This is a genomic window from Oceanobacillus zhaokaii (assembly GCF_003352005.1).
In the GTDB taxonomy this organism is placed as follows: Bacteria; Bacillota; Bacilli; order Bacillales; family Amphibacillaceae; genus Oceanobacillus; species Oceanobacillus zhaokaii.
Map to the genome: position 1 here is coordinate 757,756 of NZ_CP024848.1, position 16,491 is coordinate 774,246.

General features: G+C 32.9%; 22 protein-coding genes, 1 pseudogene and 1 riboswitch. Of the genes and pseudogenes, 13 read left to right on the top strand and 10 right to left on the bottom strand.

Annotated features, from left to right (window positions below; all coding sequences use genetic code 11):
• Positions 1-16: 16 nt before the first annotated feature.
• From CUC15_RS03835 to CUC15_RS03855, 5 genes are all read left to right on the top strand, one after another.
• Positions 17-310, top strand: coding sequence for a hypothetical protein (locus CUC15_RS03835; protein WP_114915441.1), 294 nt, complete (start codon positions 17-19; stop codon positions 308-310).
• 134 nt (positions 311-444) lie between these two features.
• A complete protein-coding gene (locus CUC15_RS03840) occupies positions 445-798 on the top strand; it encodes a hypothetical protein (protein WP_114915442.1) in 354 nt (117 codons plus the stop codon).
• Positions 798-1,094: a hypothetical protein gene (locus CUC15_RS03845; RefSeq protein WP_114915443.1), complete on the top strand. Its 297-nt coding sequence runs from the start codon at positions 798-800 to the stop codon at positions 1,092-1,094. Before CUC15_RS03840 ends, CUC15_RS03845 begins: the two co-directional genes overlap by 1 nt.
• A 65-nt stretch (positions 1,095-1,159) precedes the next feature.
• Positions 1,160-2,047: a transcriptional regulator gene (locus CUC15_RS03850; RefSeq protein WP_114915444.1), complete on the top strand. Its 888-nt coding sequence runs from the start codon at positions 1,160-1,162 to the stop codon at positions 2,045-2,047.
• Positions 2,048-2,167: 120 nt separating this feature from the next.
• Complete coding sequence (locus tag CUC15_RS03855) at positions 2,168-2,563, top strand: hypothetical protein (RefSeq protein ID WP_114915445.1); 396 nt, start codon at positions 2,168-2,170, stop codon at positions 2,561-2,563.
• A gap of 192 nt (positions 2,564-2,755) precedes the next feature.
• Here the strand turns inward: CUC15_RS03855 and CUC15_RS03860 are convergent, their stop codons facing one another.
• Positions 2,756-3,310, bottom strand: a complete 555-nt coding sequence (locus CUC15_RS03860; RefSeq protein ID WP_114915446.1) for a recombinase family protein — start codon at positions 3,308-3,310, stop codon at positions 2,756-2,758.
• Between the two features lie 183 nt (positions 3,311-3,493).
• Here CUC15_RS03860 and CUC15_RS03865 point away from each other — a divergent pair, with 183 nt between their 5' ends.
• Together CUC15_RS03865 and CUC15_RS03870 are read left to right on the top strand one after the other, a co-directional pair.
• Positions 3,494-4,087, top strand: a complete 594-nt coding sequence (locus tag CUC15_RS03865) for a hypothetical protein (protein WP_114915447.1) — start codon at positions 3,494-3,496, stop codon at positions 4,085-4,087.
• Between the two features lie 395 nt (positions 4,088-4,482).
• Positions 4,483-4,668 (top strand): hypothetical protein, encoded by a 186-nt coding sequence (locus tag CUC15_RS03870; RefSeq protein ID WP_114915448.1) that lies wholly within the window; start codon positions 4,483-4,485, stop codon positions 4,666-4,668.
• Between the two features lie 210 nt (positions 4,669-4,878).
• Here the strand turns inward: CUC15_RS03870 and CUC15_RS03875 are convergent, their stop codons facing one another.
• From CUC15_RS03875 to CUC15_RS03885, 5 genes are read right to left on the bottom strand one after another with little or no spacing between them, the layout of a single operon-like run.
• Complete coding sequence (locus tag CUC15_RS03875) at positions 4,879-5,412, bottom strand: helix-turn-helix domain-containing protein (protein WP_114915449.1); 534 nt, start codon at positions 5,410-5,412, stop codon at positions 4,879-4,881.
• Between the two features lie 39 nt (positions 5,413-5,451).
• Positions 5,452-5,619 carry a hypothetical protein gene (locus tag CUC15_RS20000; RefSeq protein WP_162800257.1) on the bottom strand — a complete coding sequence of 56 codons (168 nt, stop codon included), beginning with the start codon at positions 5,617-5,619 and terminating at the stop codon, positions 5,452-5,454.
• Position 5,620: 1 nt separating this feature from the next.
• Positions 5,621-6,286 (bottom strand): hypothetical protein, encoded by a 666-nt coding sequence (locus CUC15_RS03880; protein WP_114915450.1) that lies wholly within the window; start codon positions 6,284-6,286, stop codon positions 5,621-5,623.
• A complete protein-coding gene (locus tag CUC15_RS20005; protein WP_162800258.1) occupies positions 6,283-6,435 on the bottom strand; it encodes a hypothetical protein in 153 nt (50 codons plus the stop codon). The genes CUC15_RS03880 and CUC15_RS20005 overlap by 4 nt, the downstream gene beginning before the upstream one ends.
• A gap of 12 nt (positions 6,436-6,447) precedes the next feature.
• Positions 6,448-6,720, bottom strand: a complete 273-nt coding sequence (locus CUC15_RS03885; RefSeq protein WP_114915451.1) for a helix-turn-helix domain-containing protein — start codon at positions 6,718-6,720, stop codon at positions 6,448-6,450.
• A gap of 277 nt (positions 6,721-6,997) precedes the next feature.
• Here CUC15_RS03885 and CUC15_RS03890 point away from each other — a divergent pair, with 277 nt between their 5' ends.
• A complete protein-coding gene (locus CUC15_RS03890; protein ID WP_341457190.1) occupies positions 6,998-7,360 on the top strand; it encodes a hypothetical protein in 363 nt (120 codons plus the stop codon).
• 148 nt (positions 7,361-7,508) lie between these two features.
• Here the strand turns inward: CUC15_RS03890 and CUC15_RS03895 are convergent, their stop codons facing one another.
• The 3 genes from CUC15_RS03895 to CUC15_RS03905 are packed head-to-tail and all read right to left on the bottom strand — an operon-like array spanning position 7,509 to position 10,992.
• A complete protein-coding gene (locus CUC15_RS03895) occupies positions 7,509-8,582 on the bottom strand; it encodes an AlbA family DNA-binding domain-containing protein (RefSeq protein ID WP_114915452.1) in 1,074 nt (357 codons plus the stop codon).
• 42 nt (positions 8,583-8,624) lie between these two features.
• Complete coding sequence (locus CUC15_RS03900; protein WP_114915453.1) at positions 8,625-9,476, bottom strand: DUF5677 domain-containing protein; 852 nt, start codon at positions 9,474-9,476, stop codon at positions 8,625-8,627.
• Positions 9,466-10,992 (bottom strand): DUF3427 domain-containing protein, encoded by a 1,527-nt coding sequence (locus CUC15_RS03905; RefSeq protein ID WP_114918370.1) that lies wholly within the window; start codon positions 10,990-10,992, stop codon positions 9,466-9,468. Before CUC15_RS03905 ends, CUC15_RS03900 begins: the two co-directional genes overlap by 11 nt.
• Positions 10,993-11,317: 325 nt before the next feature.
• On the opposite strand from CUC15_RS03905, the pseudogene CUC15_RS03910 reads away from it, so the two are divergent.
• Positions 11,318-11,506 (top strand): annotated as a pseudogene (locus CUC15_RS03910) (GMP synthase (glutamine-hydrolyzing)); the annotation flags it as partial.
• 62 nt (positions 11,507-11,568) lie between these two features.
• Here the strand turns inward: CUC15_RS03910 and CUC15_RS03915 are convergent.
• Positions 11,569-12,156, bottom strand: coding sequence for a nitroreductase family protein (locus CUC15_RS03915; protein WP_114915454.1), 588 nt, complete (start codon positions 12,154-12,156; stop codon positions 11,569-11,571).
• Positions 12,157-12,338: 182 nt separating this feature from the next.
• Positions 12,339-12,439: riboswitch (purine riboswitch) on the top strand.
• A gap of 120 nt (positions 12,440-12,559) precedes the next feature.
• On the opposite strand from CUC15_RS03915, the gene CUC15_RS03920 reads away from it, so the two are divergent.
• The 4 genes from CUC15_RS03920 to CUC15_RS03935 all read left to right on the top strand — a co-directional run bounded on the left by CUC15_RS03920 (position 12,560) and on the right by CUC15_RS03935 (position 16,460).
• Positions 12,560-13,864: an NCS2 family permease gene (locus CUC15_RS03920; protein ID WP_114915455.1), complete on the top strand. Its 1,305-nt coding sequence runs from the start codon at positions 12,560-12,562 to the stop codon at positions 13,862-13,864.
• Positions 13,865-14,186: 322 nt separating this feature from the next.
• Entirely contained in the window at positions 14,187-14,735 is a 549-nt protein-coding gene (locus tag CUC15_RS03925) for a sigma-70 family RNA polymerase sigma factor (RefSeq protein WP_114915456.1), read from the top strand.
• The gene (locus CUC15_RS03930) at positions 14,719-15,792 is read left to right on the top strand and encodes a DUF4179 domain-containing protein (RefSeq protein WP_114915457.1); all 1,074 of its coding nucleotides are present in this window, start codon (positions 14,719-14,721) and stop codon (positions 15,790-15,792) included. The genes CUC15_RS03925 and CUC15_RS03930 overlap by 17 nt, the downstream gene beginning before the upstream one ends.
• Positions 15,793-16,043: 251 nt before the next feature.
• Complete coding sequence (locus tag CUC15_RS03935) at positions 16,044-16,460, top strand: DUF2500 domain-containing protein (RefSeq protein WP_114915458.1); 417 nt, start codon at positions 16,044-16,046, stop codon at positions 16,458-16,460.
• Positions 16,461-16,491 lie beyond the last annotated feature (31 nt).

Below are 16,491 nucleotides of genomic sequence, written 5' to 3' on the forward strand. Positions count from 1 at the left end.
ACTGGAGGAATGTAATTTGAGAAGAGATCGGAATGTGTCAGTAGCAATGAATGAAGATGAATATAAAAGCTTACTTGAACTCATAGAGGAACTAGATAGACAATCATTGCGTTCAATCAAACCGCCTAATCAAGCAGAGTCTATAAGACACGCTATTAGATTTACGAAGGATAACATTGACATGCCAAAAATGGTTGAAGATCTCAAGATGAGATTACAAGAAGTAGAAACGGAATTAGAAGAATCTAAGAGGGAAAATGAGTTATTCAAAAAATCATTCATAGAATTTCAAAGTAAAGTAAAGCTTTAAAGTCAGGTTAATTGAAACCTGGCTTTTTTATTTTTTTCTTTTGTACTTTTGTATGTCCTAAAATGTAATCTAACTGCAAGTACCAAAATGTAAGACTTGATTAGTCTTTAAAAACACACTTGGAGGTAAGGAAAATGAAAACAAAAACGTTTATTAAGAATGGCACTATTTTTTCAGGAGAGATTAAGAGGATTAACTCTATCCCAGTAGGAGAGATTAAGAGGTTTAACTCTAACCCAGTATCAGCTAGAGGAAACGTCCGTGCTTTTTTGGGTTTCCAAATTGAAATTGTGGATGATAATGGCTGGCATTTGATAGCTTTTGATAAAAGTAATAAATTAAATAAGAACCTGGAGATAGTTATAAGTAACGAGAATTCTCCAACAAATGTGGTTACTTTACAACAGATTTTAAATCATAGCCCTGAGGAATTTGACTTTGTTATTACAACCATCCGAGGTGCTTATAATGATCCGAGGTGCTTATAATGAAAATAAATAAAGAAGAACAGGAAACGGTGCAAACTTATGAAGTTGTGACAGGTAAATGGAATATTTTTACTTCCGTGCCTTCACATATTCGATATTATATGAAGAATCCTCTTCTAAATAAAGAGAATATAGAGGTATTAACGGAACATGAAGGTAAACCGACCAGTATTAGATTTACTGTTGAAGATTCTATTGTTACAAAGAGTTTCCTCAGGAAAAGGAGAACAATAAGTGAAGAACATAAACAGGCATTGCATGCTGGAAAGCATAAGTGGGTATTGCAGAATAAGTGATTTTCATATTAGCAGGAGAATAGCCCCTTTTGTCGAATTGAGTATATGAAAGGAGTTGCTAGAATATGGAAGACGAGTTTTTCGAAAACATAACTAAAAGAAATCAATATCTAGGTTACTTAAATGAATTAGAAAAGGAACTTAAAACAAGTAGTGATAGGGGTATTGTTTTAACTTGTGGTTCAATAATGGACGCATTATTAGTTGAAATTTTAAAATCATTTTTGGTGCAATCCGATCAAATAGATAAAGATTTATTTAGTGTAAATGGAACTTTAGGAAATTTTGATTCAAAAATTAAGATGGCATATTATTTAGGGTTAATTTCAAATAATGAGGTTGACAACTTAACTTATCTTCAACGGGTAAGGAACAGGTTTGCACATCAAATTATTAACATTTCATTTGAGAGTAACGATATAGCCAATATATGTAGAAATTTTAAAATACCCAAAAATGGTTATGTACCATTAAATATTCCTCTCCCAGATAAACAAACAGGAGAATTACCAACTGTTAATTTGAATCCAATAAAAAAGGATACTTCTGCAAAAGATCGATTTATGTATACTTTTTATTATTTATATTTTAATTTTGGACATAGAATTGTGAAAACCTTAGATAAAAGAACTGAGTATGATATTATTTATACAGCTGATATGACAATTACTAAAATAATTCAATTAAATCAGGAGTATTTAGAAAAGTATAGTTCCTATTTGGATGAGTATTATGTTCTTCTTGCAAGCATGACTGAATCATTAGAAACCTTAAAGGAATTTGAGAATCCAAATACTGATGAAATAAAAAAACAGGAAGAAATTGTAACGAAACATAAAGAGATAATAGATGACGAGGAAAAAACTTATGAAAGGTACGAGAAACATTTTGAACCCATAAATGAGATGTATAAATATGCCCTTGAAGTAGTTAAAGATTCCATTATTGATTAAACTAAGCATCCATGTGGGTGCTTTTTTATTGCAAAAATAACGCTTGTTAAAAGAATGAACATCATAAAAGGAAAATAGTTCCCTTTTGTCGAATTAAGTAGTATGAAGGGAGGGGGATTTATGACAATAAATAAAGATGAACTTCAAGAAAGGTTTACAAATGTATCTTACTTACAAGAATTATTGCATAGTATTTATTCTGATTTACATGATTCCTATGAGGTAATAACTAAACACGACGGTGATCTTAGTTATAGTCTATCCCTGAATTATTTAGCTATGTCACATCAAAGTTTTTTAGAATTTAAAAGGGTGTATCATCAATATGGATTAGAACATTATGAAATAGACCCACTCATTGAGGATTATGAACATTATAAACTTCAACTTAAAGAAGTAATTACAGATAAAGATACTAATACTTCTTATGTGTATTCAGCTTTTAATAAATTTACAGATACAAAGAAATCTGTAGATGAGTTTTTAAGTAATTGGATTAAGAACATGGTGAAGTAAGTACATTTAGCACCTTTAGGGGTGCTTTTTTGATGACAAAATTACACTTGTACGCTGTGCATACAAGGGCATACTGTAAATATAAAATATGCACAATGCTAGGTGGACAAGGTGCAAAGAGGCATTCGAATTATGGCACTGCACAATAACAAAAAAAGAAACTGGATAACCCAGCCTCTTATATTAGTGACTCTATTTGACCGATTTCTTTTTAGCCCTAATAAGGGTACTCTTAGAGATTCCTGTCATCGATTCCACTTGTTTATATGAATTAGTTTCTAATAGCCCTAAAGCGTGTTCTATCTGCTTTTTACTGTAAATGTTAGGACGTCCTTCTTTAAAGTCAGGCTTTTGTTTAGCTATTGCCTTACCTTCCTGTGTACGTTCTACAATCATATCCCTTTCAAATTCAGCGAATGAAAAGAAAAGGTTTCTAATGAGTTTACTTGAAGGTGTATTATCCATCATACCAATATTAAGAATGTGAACTCTTATACCTCTTTCAATCAAATCACTTACTAATTGACTACCCTGTGCCATTGAACGTGCAAAGCGATCTAGTTTAGTTACTACCAGCGTATCACCTTTTTCTAATATAGAAAGCAATTCTTTAAATTGTGGGCGGTCTGCTTTTGTTCCTGTGAACTTCTCAGAAAAGATTTTCTCACAGCCTTCATTTTCTAATGCTTGTAATTGTGTTTCTAAATCTTGATGAACTGTTGATACCCTTGCATAGCCATACTTCATAATATTTTACCCCTTATTTCCACTTTATTTATGACACTATGTAATGACACTGTTTGATACCTTGATAGTACAGCACTTTAAAAACGGTGTCAATACTTTTAAGTTATGAGTATTTTGATTGTGTTATAATATGTATAAAAATTTAAATTGTATTATATGCATTGGGTTAGGGGAAGAGAAAATATGAAGAAATTATTACGTGATAAAAAGAGATTTCTTAATAAATATTGGAGAGACTTAATATCAATATTTTCCCTGATTTTAACAATGATTGGGTTTTTTTTAGCAGTCCACGTATATAATAAAGATGTAAGACCGGTTATAGAAAATAGTGAGTTATATCAGCAAATTGAAGAATTAAAAGAACAGAAGAAAGAAGTAGATGGTTATGTTAATACTAAATTAAAGGAAATTGAAGATTATGAGATACAAATTGGGCAAATAAAATCAGAAAAATCATTACTTGAATCCGAAAATGAAGAATTGGAGAGTGAGTTGATTAAATCTTATAGAAATTATTATCTCGATATAACCTATTTGGAAATAAAACAAGAAGAATTGCTTTCTATAAGAAGTTCTGAAAGTTTTAATATTGATGTTAAGCAAGTGGCATTGGATTTTTTACAAGATCAAGATCCACAGGAAAGCCCTAAACAAAAAGGCTTAAAGCAAGCAAAAGATTACATAAAAAAATACATAACACCTAAATCTGATTATATTGATATTATAAGCTATGAAATAAAAGATATAGAAGAGGAAATGAGTAAAACAGATTGATCTCCTATATTTCTTTTTATGTAATATGCAATATAAAGCCATGCTATACAAGCCTACAGATCCACTGTAAGCCATACAGACACGATAAAAGAAAGAGTAATAGTAATAGTAAGAAAGGATAAGACACTAAACACGCCACAATAGGCAATATGACAGCCTCAGGACAAAGGAAAAGAAACAAAGAAAAGAAATGAAAATAAAACAATAACAACAGTTACAGCACCAGTCACAGTAGGTTAAGATCACTCTATTATAAAAGGGGTGTGAAGGGTATATATAGGGGGCGGGGGATGGTCTGGGGGTCGTCTGGTACTTGCAAAATATACACACCATTTTTAAAACCTTTTCGTTGAACAATCGCTGTATTGATATAATCTTGTATGAGGTGATACATAGTGAATGAAAAAGAAAAGGAAGTCACAGAAGAAATAATTATTACCATTGATCGTATAGAACAAGAATTAAAAGAAATGACTGTTGAATTGAAAGAGTTTAGAAGTGAGACAAAATCGCAATTTAATGATTTGAATACACGATTGGATAATCTTAATACTGGGCTGGTTAAATTGATAAATAAATAATTGTGTTAGTGTGTCGCTAGAGGCGATTCTAACGCAATTACTTTTGTTTTATTGGGTAAGTTATTCAAGTAACTTCGCTGTACAGCCTTCTACAGCAAGGGGTGAGTTAATTTTAGGAGAAATTCTAAATTGGATTTAAATTTTTTTGCCCGTTTTTCTACAACTTTTTGGGGTCGCTGCTTCAGGGTAAAAAAATAAGAGGGCTATGACTTACAGCCCTACTTGCCTCAAATACTTAATCACTGTGGGTCTGCTAACGCCTAAATGAGTAGCTATTTTTGATTTAGTCAGCCCTTGTTTAAATAGTTCCACCATTTCTTTTTTATCTTTCTCAGTTATCCTTCTCTTAATCTTCTCAGGGCTAACTCTTGAATTATCGAGACCACAAACATGCTTTTGATTCTCTTTAGTCAATAAATACAGTGGTTTAGAGAAAAACTCGCTTTTACATTCGCTACAAACGTGAAGCAAACTAGCGTTCTGATTGATAAAACGTTCTTTAGGTGCAACAGTGCCATTATAAACTTGATCTAATTCCTGCTGGTAAGCCTGGTTTTCCGCCTCATACTTACCTAAAAATAGATCAGTTCTAGGTGGTGTGACTGGTATCACACGTTCAAGGTCATCAGGATTTAGTAAAAGTTTATTAGTGACGTTCAAGCCAATGCGTTTAACAGATTGTTTAAATTGCTTTTTAAGATAGCGTTTCTTTCGCTTTTTAAGTTTATTTTTATTCCGTGCCATAATATAGCCCCACCTTTTTAAGTGAAATAAAAAACCCCACTATTCAGCAGGGTTTTTGTTTGGTTCTTTCACAAATACATTATTATATGATTCTAAAATTGGTCTATTTAGTTGGTGGATACTGTTTCCTATTCCTTCTCGGTCAAAGGGCAATTCTTTTTTCTTAGGCGTTTCATTAAGTCCAGCAATGATCTTATCTAATGTCATGTTATTTCACTTCCCTTGGTTTACGTATCTCAGAATCAACAGATCCCCCACATGCATAGTTAATATTATTTCTAGTAAGAAGGTTAGGCATAAAGCTAGAATAGCTTAACTTGGTGCGGTCATAGTCAAAGGTACGCTGGAAACCTCTGTTATCCTGCATTAAATCACTGTCCGAAAGAAACTCATCTTGAATAACCCCAATTACTTTTGAATCTTCCTTACGTACAGCATTAGCAAAGTCAGCTATTGACTTAACCAGTTCATAGCGAACGTCCTCGACTACATAATCTACGTCTAAGGAACGCATAACCCTACTATCTTTACTGTAAGTATCTCTAATGACAGGAATATACTTTTGCTTTAGCTGTCTAAAATCGGCTTGTAGCTGTTCCTGAAGGGAAACAATAATTTGACTTTCTTCTTGATAGTTAGCAAGGTCTTTTGATAGCTTGATATACTTAGCTGTTTCTTTGGTTTTTTCGCGTAAAAGTAAAGTTTCTGTTTGTTTATTCTGTAACTCTGCAAGCCTTTTATTAAGGTCATTCCCGCGGTTTTCTAATTCTTCCCGTTCAGCTTCATAGTCAATTAGAACCTTTTCTGTATTGGAAAACATTCCCTCAAGGCTTTCGATTGCCCTATCTAATTTACTTTTATCAACTGTAATCAATTTACATTCCCCTTTTCATTTAGTTCTAATATACGTTTTCTTACTTCGGTTAATTTATCGGTTACGCTATTTAGTTGCTTTGAAAGTTCGTAGTGTTCATTGGATAAACTGAGAAACTCAATATCCAATTTCTGTAATTCATTTGACATTGTAATAGCCTCCTATTCACCAGTTTGCTGTACTAGTTCCTTGATGGATTGAATAGTGTGGTCACTGATATTCAATCTCTTACAGCCTTTTAATATGCGACTCTCGTAATTTAATGACAGATCAATTTCCCCTGTCTCTATACGTGTAAGAACTGACTGGTCAATGCGACAAGCCTGTCCAAACTGTTCTTGTGTTAGGTTTTTCGACAATCTAATCCAACGAATCATAGGGTAGGTAATTCGAGATTGAAAAGGAATGTCATCCTCGCTATAGCCGATTATCATTGTATACACCTTCTTTCTTGTAAATTGAATATATTATTCATGTTTAGACAATAAAACAAAGCAAGGCAATTAAGCCTCACCTTAACCAGCAGAAGAGAATTTCTATTTTAACCGTAGAAAGTGTTTTAATCATCCCTAATACTATGTTTAGGAAACCATAGGTAGGTACAGGCAGTTTTAATAATTTTTTATTCCTTTTGATTGTACTTTAGCTATTTTCCTAGATCTAATTACCCTATAATGTAATTATGGAAATAAATTGACAGTGAGGTGTGTTATGTTCGATAAGACACAGTGGGTTCAGGAGATAATTGAGGCACTAGGAGAATTAGGTGGACAAGCTACTTTAGTTGATATTTATAACAAAGTAGAAGATAGAAATAAAATTGATTTAAGTAGTTATATAGATTGGAAATCACAGATTAGGAAGCATATTTACTTAAATTCTAGTGACACTGATATTTTTAAGGGTAGTGTTGATGACAATACTGATCTATTTTATTCTATTGAAGCTAAGGGTAAAGGCATTTGGGGGTTACGTTCCTTTGAACCCAAAGGTAATAATATGGATTTAACTGAGGACGATTTGGGTTTTAATGAAGGTAACAAAGATAGGGGATATAGCTATTGCATGTTCTAACTGTCATAGAATGTTACATAGAAAAAGACCAATGTTAAGTAGAGACCAATTAAAAGAGTTATTGAATAAATAGGTAAGTTTTTTTAATGATAGTATAGGGGAGTATAATTACTATAGAGTATCTAAAAAGGAATAGCCGATAAAAAGGCTATTCCTTTTTGCTTTCTAATTTATCTAAATCTGAAAAATCCATTTTCTCAATCGCAGACTTAACATTTTCATAGATAAATTCTTCTTTATATTTAGTTGCATATTTCAACATTTTTATCATTTCATTTTGATATTCCTCTATCACTTGCTGCTTAGTAGGACTATCAAGTTTTTTTATAATCAGTTCTTTATAATTTTTATATAATGTTCTAACAAGACTATCTATATATTCTTTAGAACGAGTAATATTAGGATGTTCTATTCCTAAGTGCTGTAATATGGCATTTGTCACGAGTTTAGTTTCTTGAATATCGTTTTCCATTTCACTTATTTTTTTTTCCACATTTTCAAACGTGTCTAACGAAGTATTTAATGTTTCATCGGCTAAATTTTCTGTGTTTTTTATACTCTCGAATATGTTGTCTAATTCATAAGCTGTTCTATTAGTTAGATCATGAACGTTACCAATTATTTCTTGAATATCTACACTTAAATCATCTTGTAAATCTACTATATTATGTTCAAACATATCTATTTTTTCATTAGTTGCTTCAATGTGGCTGCCTAGTTCTGCAATATTTCCCTCTAAATCCTCTGTTGCTTTTTTGAATCTATTTATAAAAGTCTCACCTTGTTCTTCTAAAAATATATTTAGCAATCTACCACGATTAAGGGGAAGATTTCTCCCGTCTCCACGAATTAAATAAGTACCTTTAAACGTTGAATAAGGTTTGTGGTCACCACTAGGTATTTCAATTCTGTAGAATGGCGTATCTCCTTCATTTTCAACATGTATTTCAACATCTACTGAAGGATGACAATCATTAGCTTTATTTAATATTGTTAGTTTTTCATTATCGCCTATATTACAACCAACTATTTCACCAACTTGTTTACCATCTTTGTCTGTTGATTCGTCAACACCAACTAAGATAGTACCACCAGTAGGGGAATTAGCAAAAGCGACTAAATCATCTACACTTAATCCTTTTAAGTTACGTTTAAATTCAACATCATATCCTTCTTCTTTCTTTAAAAATGTTTTCACACGTTCACTTAAGTTATTTGCCATGTTTAAATTGCCCCCATTTTTCTAATAAGTATTCAACTTTACTTAATCACTACCTTGAAATAATGCATAAAAAAGCAATTCATTAGAAAACTCAATATACATAGTGTCTATAGACTTATCATGTTCTAATATCGTCTTTAAAACATTGTGTCCATTTTGAATAGAAAGTCCAAGGATACTATTAAACCAACTTTTTTCAAAATAAGGGGAGGTGGTTAATCGATTATCTTGAATAAATAGGTGTTCCAGTAATGCCGAACCATGTGTAGCTTTTGACATCGCAGAATACATACTATCATACTCTTGTAGCATACCTGCTACATCAGCCATAGCCCTTATTGAAGGGTTAGGATATTTTTTCTCTAATTCTTTATTTTTCTTTATAATATTTCTTAATAATTTAGTGTACCATTGTCGATTGTATTGATACTTATGTTTTATTTCATGGTATTTTTTCTTAATCGTTTCAACTTCATAATTTGGTACGCTATCGGGATTTTTGGAATACTGTTGATATTTTTCCATGTATTTATGATTGTAATAAAGTTGTGATCTATAATTATAATCTTGATATATAAACTGAGTAGTTACATTAGTTTCTACAAGCCCTCTAAATATAACAAGTGCTTGATAAATAAGCCCACTTTTTAAGCAGTTATATATACCAAATATGTCAGTTGAAGTTTTAGCACATAGTATTTTGTCTGTATGATGTCTTTTATTTAATAGTTTCTTGTCAGCTATGAAAGACATATAAAAATAGTACGTTTTTAGTAAATATAGAGGTTGGTCATATTCCTCTGCCTTATTTGATAATAAATCATCAAAATTATTTTCTAATCTTTGTATGTAATTACTAAACTCTTTTTCTATTTCATTTAACTCAATTTCCATATAAAATCCCCTTTAGTTCATAAATAGAATAAGCTGGTTTCCTTTTATGTAACATAGCATGGCAATTGGGACATACAGGTCTTAAATCAGTAATAGGGTTAACTTCATATTCTTCACTAATAGTATGTAACTCTTTAAGGTGATGAACATGTATAAAGTCCTTGCCAAGATCACCATATGTCCTTTCAAAATTAAAATCACAAACTTCACAGCTACTCCCATAGTGTTCTATACATTTTCTTCTAGCTACTGGGTTACGTTCATAAACGTTAACAGATACTTGTTTAGTAGCCCCTTCTGTATATACTTTGGAATTATCTACTTCCTCAGTTATTTTATTAGGGTATTCTTCATTCTCATCATTAAATTCCCATATAATTTTTACTGGCTTAGTATCCTCATACTCTTTAACTCTACCATTTCCTTGATATACAAAGTTTGTGTTACTGCTGTCTTCACGTGTAAATATAAATATATTTCCTTTTGGATTTAGCATTGCTTGTATTGAAGGGGTAGATAAGGAATGATTTCCTTTGCTAAACCACTGTAGTTCATCACCTATGAACTTATTATCATAGTCGTGCCCTGTTCTGCCAGATGAGTTAATACTAGCAAAAATGTATATATCGTTGTTATAAGTGGTATAACCAGTATTCCAAATGCCATCTTGTTTATTTTCAGGCACATTTAAGATTTTATAAATATCCTTTCTCGAATATTCACTTCCTACTTTATAGGGATATGTAGTGGTAGTTTCGGGAGTATCTACCATTGTTGATATTTTTAATAATGTTTGTGGATTCAAAGGCATTGAAGAAGCTTGAAATCCTTCAACTAAGTATTTATCGTATTCATGGTCTTCTAAATTTAAATCTTCAAGTAATATAGGTCTATTCAACAAGTTTCTTATGTATCTAACAGGTACTCTATAGCCTTCATTTTCAAAACCTTCATAATAAAATCCATCTTTTTCGGTTGAGTAAAATGGATCACCATTAACCTCGACAACAGCATAGATGCCACGTTTAAGTCTTGGTTTACTGTTTAACTCTTCCTTATTTCTAGAATCATGACCAACTCTAATTACACCTAATTGTCCTTCACTAAACCAATCTTTTTGCCAACTAGTTATAGAAAATGTATCCTCAACTTTGTTTGAAGCTAAGAAGTCATCAATAGCCCATTTCTTAGGATTACAGAAGAATGTCCAAAAACCTGTAGGTTCAACTTTACTTTCACTTTTGTTTTCTGTCTCAATACCCAACTCTTCTAATTTAGCTAATCTAACATTCTCGTCAGTTGTAAAGGCATACATAGACCCTCGGTGTAACCACGTTTCACCAAAAAGTATTCCGCGTTCTACTTGTTTATATGGAATGTAATCATAACCTGAGTATTTTTTTAACCATTTTGAAGCCGTCTGAATAGAAGGAAATTCTTTTAATTCTGTCCCATCTTTAAAAATAATCACAGGTTTTTCTAACTTATTAACAGCAACAGGTTGTCTTAGTGTCATTGTTATTACCCCCAATGGTCTCTTATAATTTTTTATATTTTTAACCCCCATTGTCCTCCTTGGGTTAACTTTTCCCTCATTACTAGTTGCATATATATACCTGTATCTATAGTATCATGAATTTGTTATATATTTGATAAGTGACTTTTAAATTAGTGGGTATAAAGCCCTTGGATTATCAGAGATTTATTGCGTAGAACATTGGCGGGAATTATGATTGCTAAGTGAAATGAAAGATTGTCAAACACGAAAAAACGTGCTACTATTTAAACAGCAAAATACAATGAATAATAGAATTTTAAACTTTTATAATAAATAGTATAAACGTACATATGACCACACAATCGGTATTCGGGCAGTTACATCCATCGATGGCATGACTTCCGATTGGGCACGTATTCCTTGGGATGTGCTAGAAAAGGTATCAACTCGAATCGTTAATGAAGTGGACCATATTAACCGCGTTGTGTATGATATTACGTCTAAGCCGCCTGCTACTATTGAGTGGGAGTAATAAAGAAAAACGACAAGTATAGGCTTGTCGTTTTTCTAATAAAATTCAAAATTTAACACTGACTACTTACTTCCGAATTTTCCATTAAAAATGAATTCCTGTAGAGACTGGCGCTCATTAGGGTGTTCACGCTGCTGGAGTTTTTCGGGCAGTTTTTCTTTTTCATCTTGATAACCGATGGCAACCAATGCTTCAATCGCGTAATCCTCAGGAATTTCTAATACTTCCCTTGCTTTTTGAAAATCAAAACCAGTCATTGGGTGAGTGACTAGACCAGATTTATTTGCTTGTAATGCAAGGTATCCCCATGCAGCACCGGTGTCAAAAGAATGCGTTGGAAATTCTGCGCCATCTTTCGCTTTTTTTGAAATGATTAGCGAAAGAACTGGTGCTTTTTTACACCAAGTCAAATTAAATTCACTAATAAATGAATGGAAAGTTTCTCTTTCTTCATTCGTCTTAGCGACAATGAATCGCCAAGGCTGAAAATTAAAAGCAGAAGGTGCCCAGCGCGCAGCTTCAAATAAAGACGATAATATCTCTGTTGGTACCTCTTTTTCTGAAAATGACCTTGGTGACCAACGATTTAAAAACATTTCATCAATTTCAAATTCAGGTTTTCTGTATGTTTTCACATCAGTTAACATCATTATGTAATCCCTCCTATATATAGTTATCATATAGGAATTTATTGTTTTTAGGAACTATTTGAACTGTAGGTGTTTTCAAGATGAATATCAAGTTGCTATGCAGGATAATACGAACATTAAATAAATTTTACATTTTTTTGTTCGTATTTTATTGACAGTGATCGAATAGGATAGTAGTATAGTAATGTAATTTAAAGAAAAAGCGTATAATTTCGGGAATATGGCCCAGAGTTTCTACCAGACCACCGTAAACGGTCTGACTACGCAGTTATGGTTAGTTTGCATGATTGGTTGTGTTTATTTAACAACAATCATCTCATTACTATTTCTGAAATCGTAGTTACGTAGCACTCTTGGGAAATCCATAGAGTGCTTTTTGCATTCTATAATAGGAGGAAACGTAATGAAGAAATATTTTCAGTTTGATGAACTAGGAACAAATTTCAAAACGGAAACAATCGCGGGAATTACCACATTCTTAGCAATGGCATATATTTTATTCGTTAACCCAGCAACGCTTGGGGAAGCTGGAATGGATAAGGGCGCTGTCTTTACAGCAACAGCTCTTGCAGCAGCTATTGGTACATTAATTATGGGATTAGTTGCGAAATATCCAGTTGTGCTTGCACCAGGTATGGGACTTAATGCTTTCTTCACATACACAGTTGTCATTGGTCTTGGGATTCCATGGGAAACAGCATTATCTGGGGTTTTGGTTTCAGGTATTATTCTTGTTTTATTAACATTAACAAAAATCCGTGAAAAAATTATTGACGCTATTCCAGGTAATTTAAAACTTGCAGTTGGTGCTGGGATTGGATTATTTATCGCTTTTGTAGGCTTACAAAGTGCCGGAATTGTTGTGAATAACGATGCTACACTAGTTGGTATCGGTGATTTGACTTCACCAACCGTTTTATTAGCTATATTTGGACTGATTATTTCTGTTATCTTACTAACATCCGGGATTAAAGCGGGTATTTTTTACGGAATGATTATTTCTGTTATTGTGGGTATGATATTTGGATTGATTCCCCTTCCAGCAGGTATTAGTGGAATTGTAGGAGAAGTTCCAAGCCTTGCACCTACATTTGGTCAAGCATTGGCTAATTTGGGTAATATCTTTACAATCGATATGTTAGTTGTTATTTTAACATTCATGTTCGTTGATTTCTTTGATACAGCAGGGACACTTGTTGCGGTAGCATCACAGGCTGGTATTATGAAGGATGGTAAATTACCACGTGCTGGGCGTGCACTTGTTTCTGATTCTTCTGGAACTGTTGTCGGTGCGATTCTTGGTACGTCAAGTACAACTTCTTATGTAGAGTCAACGGCAGGTGTAGGTGTCGGCGGAAAATCTGGTTTTACGGCTGTAGTTGCTGCAGGATGTTTCCTTCTCGCACTATTCTTTTCACCACTATTGAGCATTGTTACTGCTGAGGTAACAGCACCAGCTTTAATTATTGTAGGTGTATTGATGGCTTCACAATTGAAGAATGTTGAATGGGATCGTTTCGAGGTTGCTGTACCGGCATTCTTTACCGTATTAATGATGCCCCTAACATACAGTATTGCAACTGGTATTGCAGTCGGTTTTATTTTCTATCCGATTACGATGCTTGTAAAAGGGAAGGCAAAAGAAGTACATCCAATTATGTACGCTTTAGCAGTAATATTTATTTTGTACTTTATATTCTTAGGTTAGTGATGAAAAGGTCTGGAGCACATTTTGTGTTCCAGACCTTTTTTTTATTTTATATCTTTCTTTAGTACGTAAATAATCTGAACTATATTTTTGAATATTATAGTAATATCATATAGAGTAATTGAACTATTGGCTGAATCCTCGAAAAAGGTTACTTACATTTGTGTGTTTAGATTTAAGATCTAAACATGCGTTTTATATTTTTGCCTCTATAAAAATATATAAATTTCTCTATAAAAATATTAGAATCAAAAATAATTTATTAAAATTGAAACTTTTTGTGTTTAAGATCACTCTAATTAATGAAAGGAGGGATTACACTGTGAAACTTGATATACATACAGTGAAGAGAGCCATTAAAGGAGATGCAAGAGCTTTTGAAGAATTGCTTTTTCAAGAAGAAAAAATGCTATATTACAAAGCACTTTCTTATGTTGGTAAAAAGGAAGATGCTTTGGATGCCATTCAAGAAACTTCATGCAAAGCATTCCTATCAATAGGACAATTACGACATCCTGAGTATTTTTCAACTTGGTTGTTTAGAATACTTATCCGAGAATGTTACAATCTGTTGAAGCAACGAAACCAAATGATTCCTTATGAGGAAAATGAATTATTAAAGAAATTCGACAGTAAGCAGGATGAAGAGATTGAATGTTTTCATTTAAGTGAGGCATTATCGAGGCTTAATTCATTTTATCAAACGTCTATCATCTTATATTATTATCATGACCTTCCCATTAAGGACATTTCAGTAGTAATGGAAAAACCGGTTGGTACAGTGAAAACATATTTACGCAGAGCACGGGAGCAATTAAAAAGTGAGTTAGAGTTAGAAAGGAGTTATCAATTAAATGAAAAAATCACATGAACCGTTAGAAGACTTTCCGAAAGAACAGGTACGGTCCTCGATTCGTGCTGGAATTACGCAAGCGCAAGAACAAATGAATACATCTCGCTTTGGAAGGAACAATGGAAAAAGAAAAATAATCTATGCTTTATGCAGTGTGGCAGCAGTCTTTGCGATATTAGTTGGCTCCTCTAACTACTCACCTGTTTTAGCGAGCAGTTTGTCGCAAATACCGATTATCGGTTCTATTTTCGGTAATTCCGATATAATCGGTTTACAACAAGCTCAAAAAAGTGGGTTAACGAATGAAATTGGGGAGACACAGACGGTCAATGGAATAACCGTAACTCTAAATGAAATTTTATATGATCAAAATAATATCACTATTGGGCTTTTCATTGAATCTGAAAAGGAACTTGGAGAATTTTATTTTGGTGCTGGAATGGATTTTACGATTAATGGGGATTTCCCAGATGTAGCTTCTGGTAGTTATGGTGAAGATATTCTTTCGGATACTACTCTAACTGCGATTCAAGAAATAAATGTAAATGAAGATATGCCGGAGCAGTTCGAACTTGGATTAACTTTATATGGAGAAAATGGAGAGACTTGGAATTTCTCGACTCCAGTTCAAAAAATTACCGATATTAATAAGATTCCTGTGAACCATTCACAATCTGTTGATGGAGTAGATCTTACTGTAAAGGAATTATCTGTAAGTCAAACAGGTGTAAGTATATCTTATGAAAGTTCCGAAGAAGAAATGGATTTCAATCTGAGTCGCGGAGGAAATATCGAATTTTTGATAATGGATCAGGACGGAAATGAAATTACAGGTCATTCAGGTGGAGTAACAGGTGAAAGGATTAAAGATAAAATCGTGTTTAGAAGTAACAAGCATTTCGATCCAATTGATGGCAGTGTTACTGAATTAACGATCACTCCTCATTTAGTAATCCCAACAGGTGGAGGAGGAGTGGAAATTGACGAAAATGGTGAGGAAAAAGAAATAGAATATAAAGGGGATTCCATCCAGCCGGTCGAGTTTGATTCTTTTAAAGTGGAAATTCCACAATGAGAATAAATATTGTCTAAAAAATAGCTGATGTTCGGCGTTTTTTACTTTAATAAATGATGATTAATATTTGTTAATATTCGTTAATATAATAAGGAGATCGCTAATAATAGCGGTCTTTTTACTATTGCAGAGCTTAATAAAAGAAAGGAATACCTATACAGAAACAAAAAATCCTTTAGCAGTATCTTTTTTGGAACTTTCTATATTTTTAATCGTATAAGATTAAAAGCTATAACGGAAGGAGTGTTTACATGTCAGATCCATTTTTTATGGATAATCTTATGTTTCAAATCGTTCCTATCTTCATTGGAATTATTTTTGTGATTGTTATCGGTGGTATTTTATTTTCAGCTTTCAAAGGGACTGGTCAATGGTACAAAAATGAGCAGTCACCGAAACTAAGTGTACCAGCTAAAGTTAAATCAAAACGAGCAGATATTTCTAGAGGGACAAATATGCATCATCATGACAACGATCACTACCATTCTTCAAGTACACATACAAGCTATTTTGTTACTTTCGAGTTCGAAAGCAGTGACCGTTCGGAGTTCCTTGTTTCGGGTAAAGAGTATGGTTTACTTTCTGAAGATGATATTGGAATGTTAAACTTTCAGGGGACTCGATATTTAGGATTCGAGAGGAAAAAAGTAATGAAAGAGAATACTTAAGCAGAAGGAAAACTTGCAAAATAATCTAAGC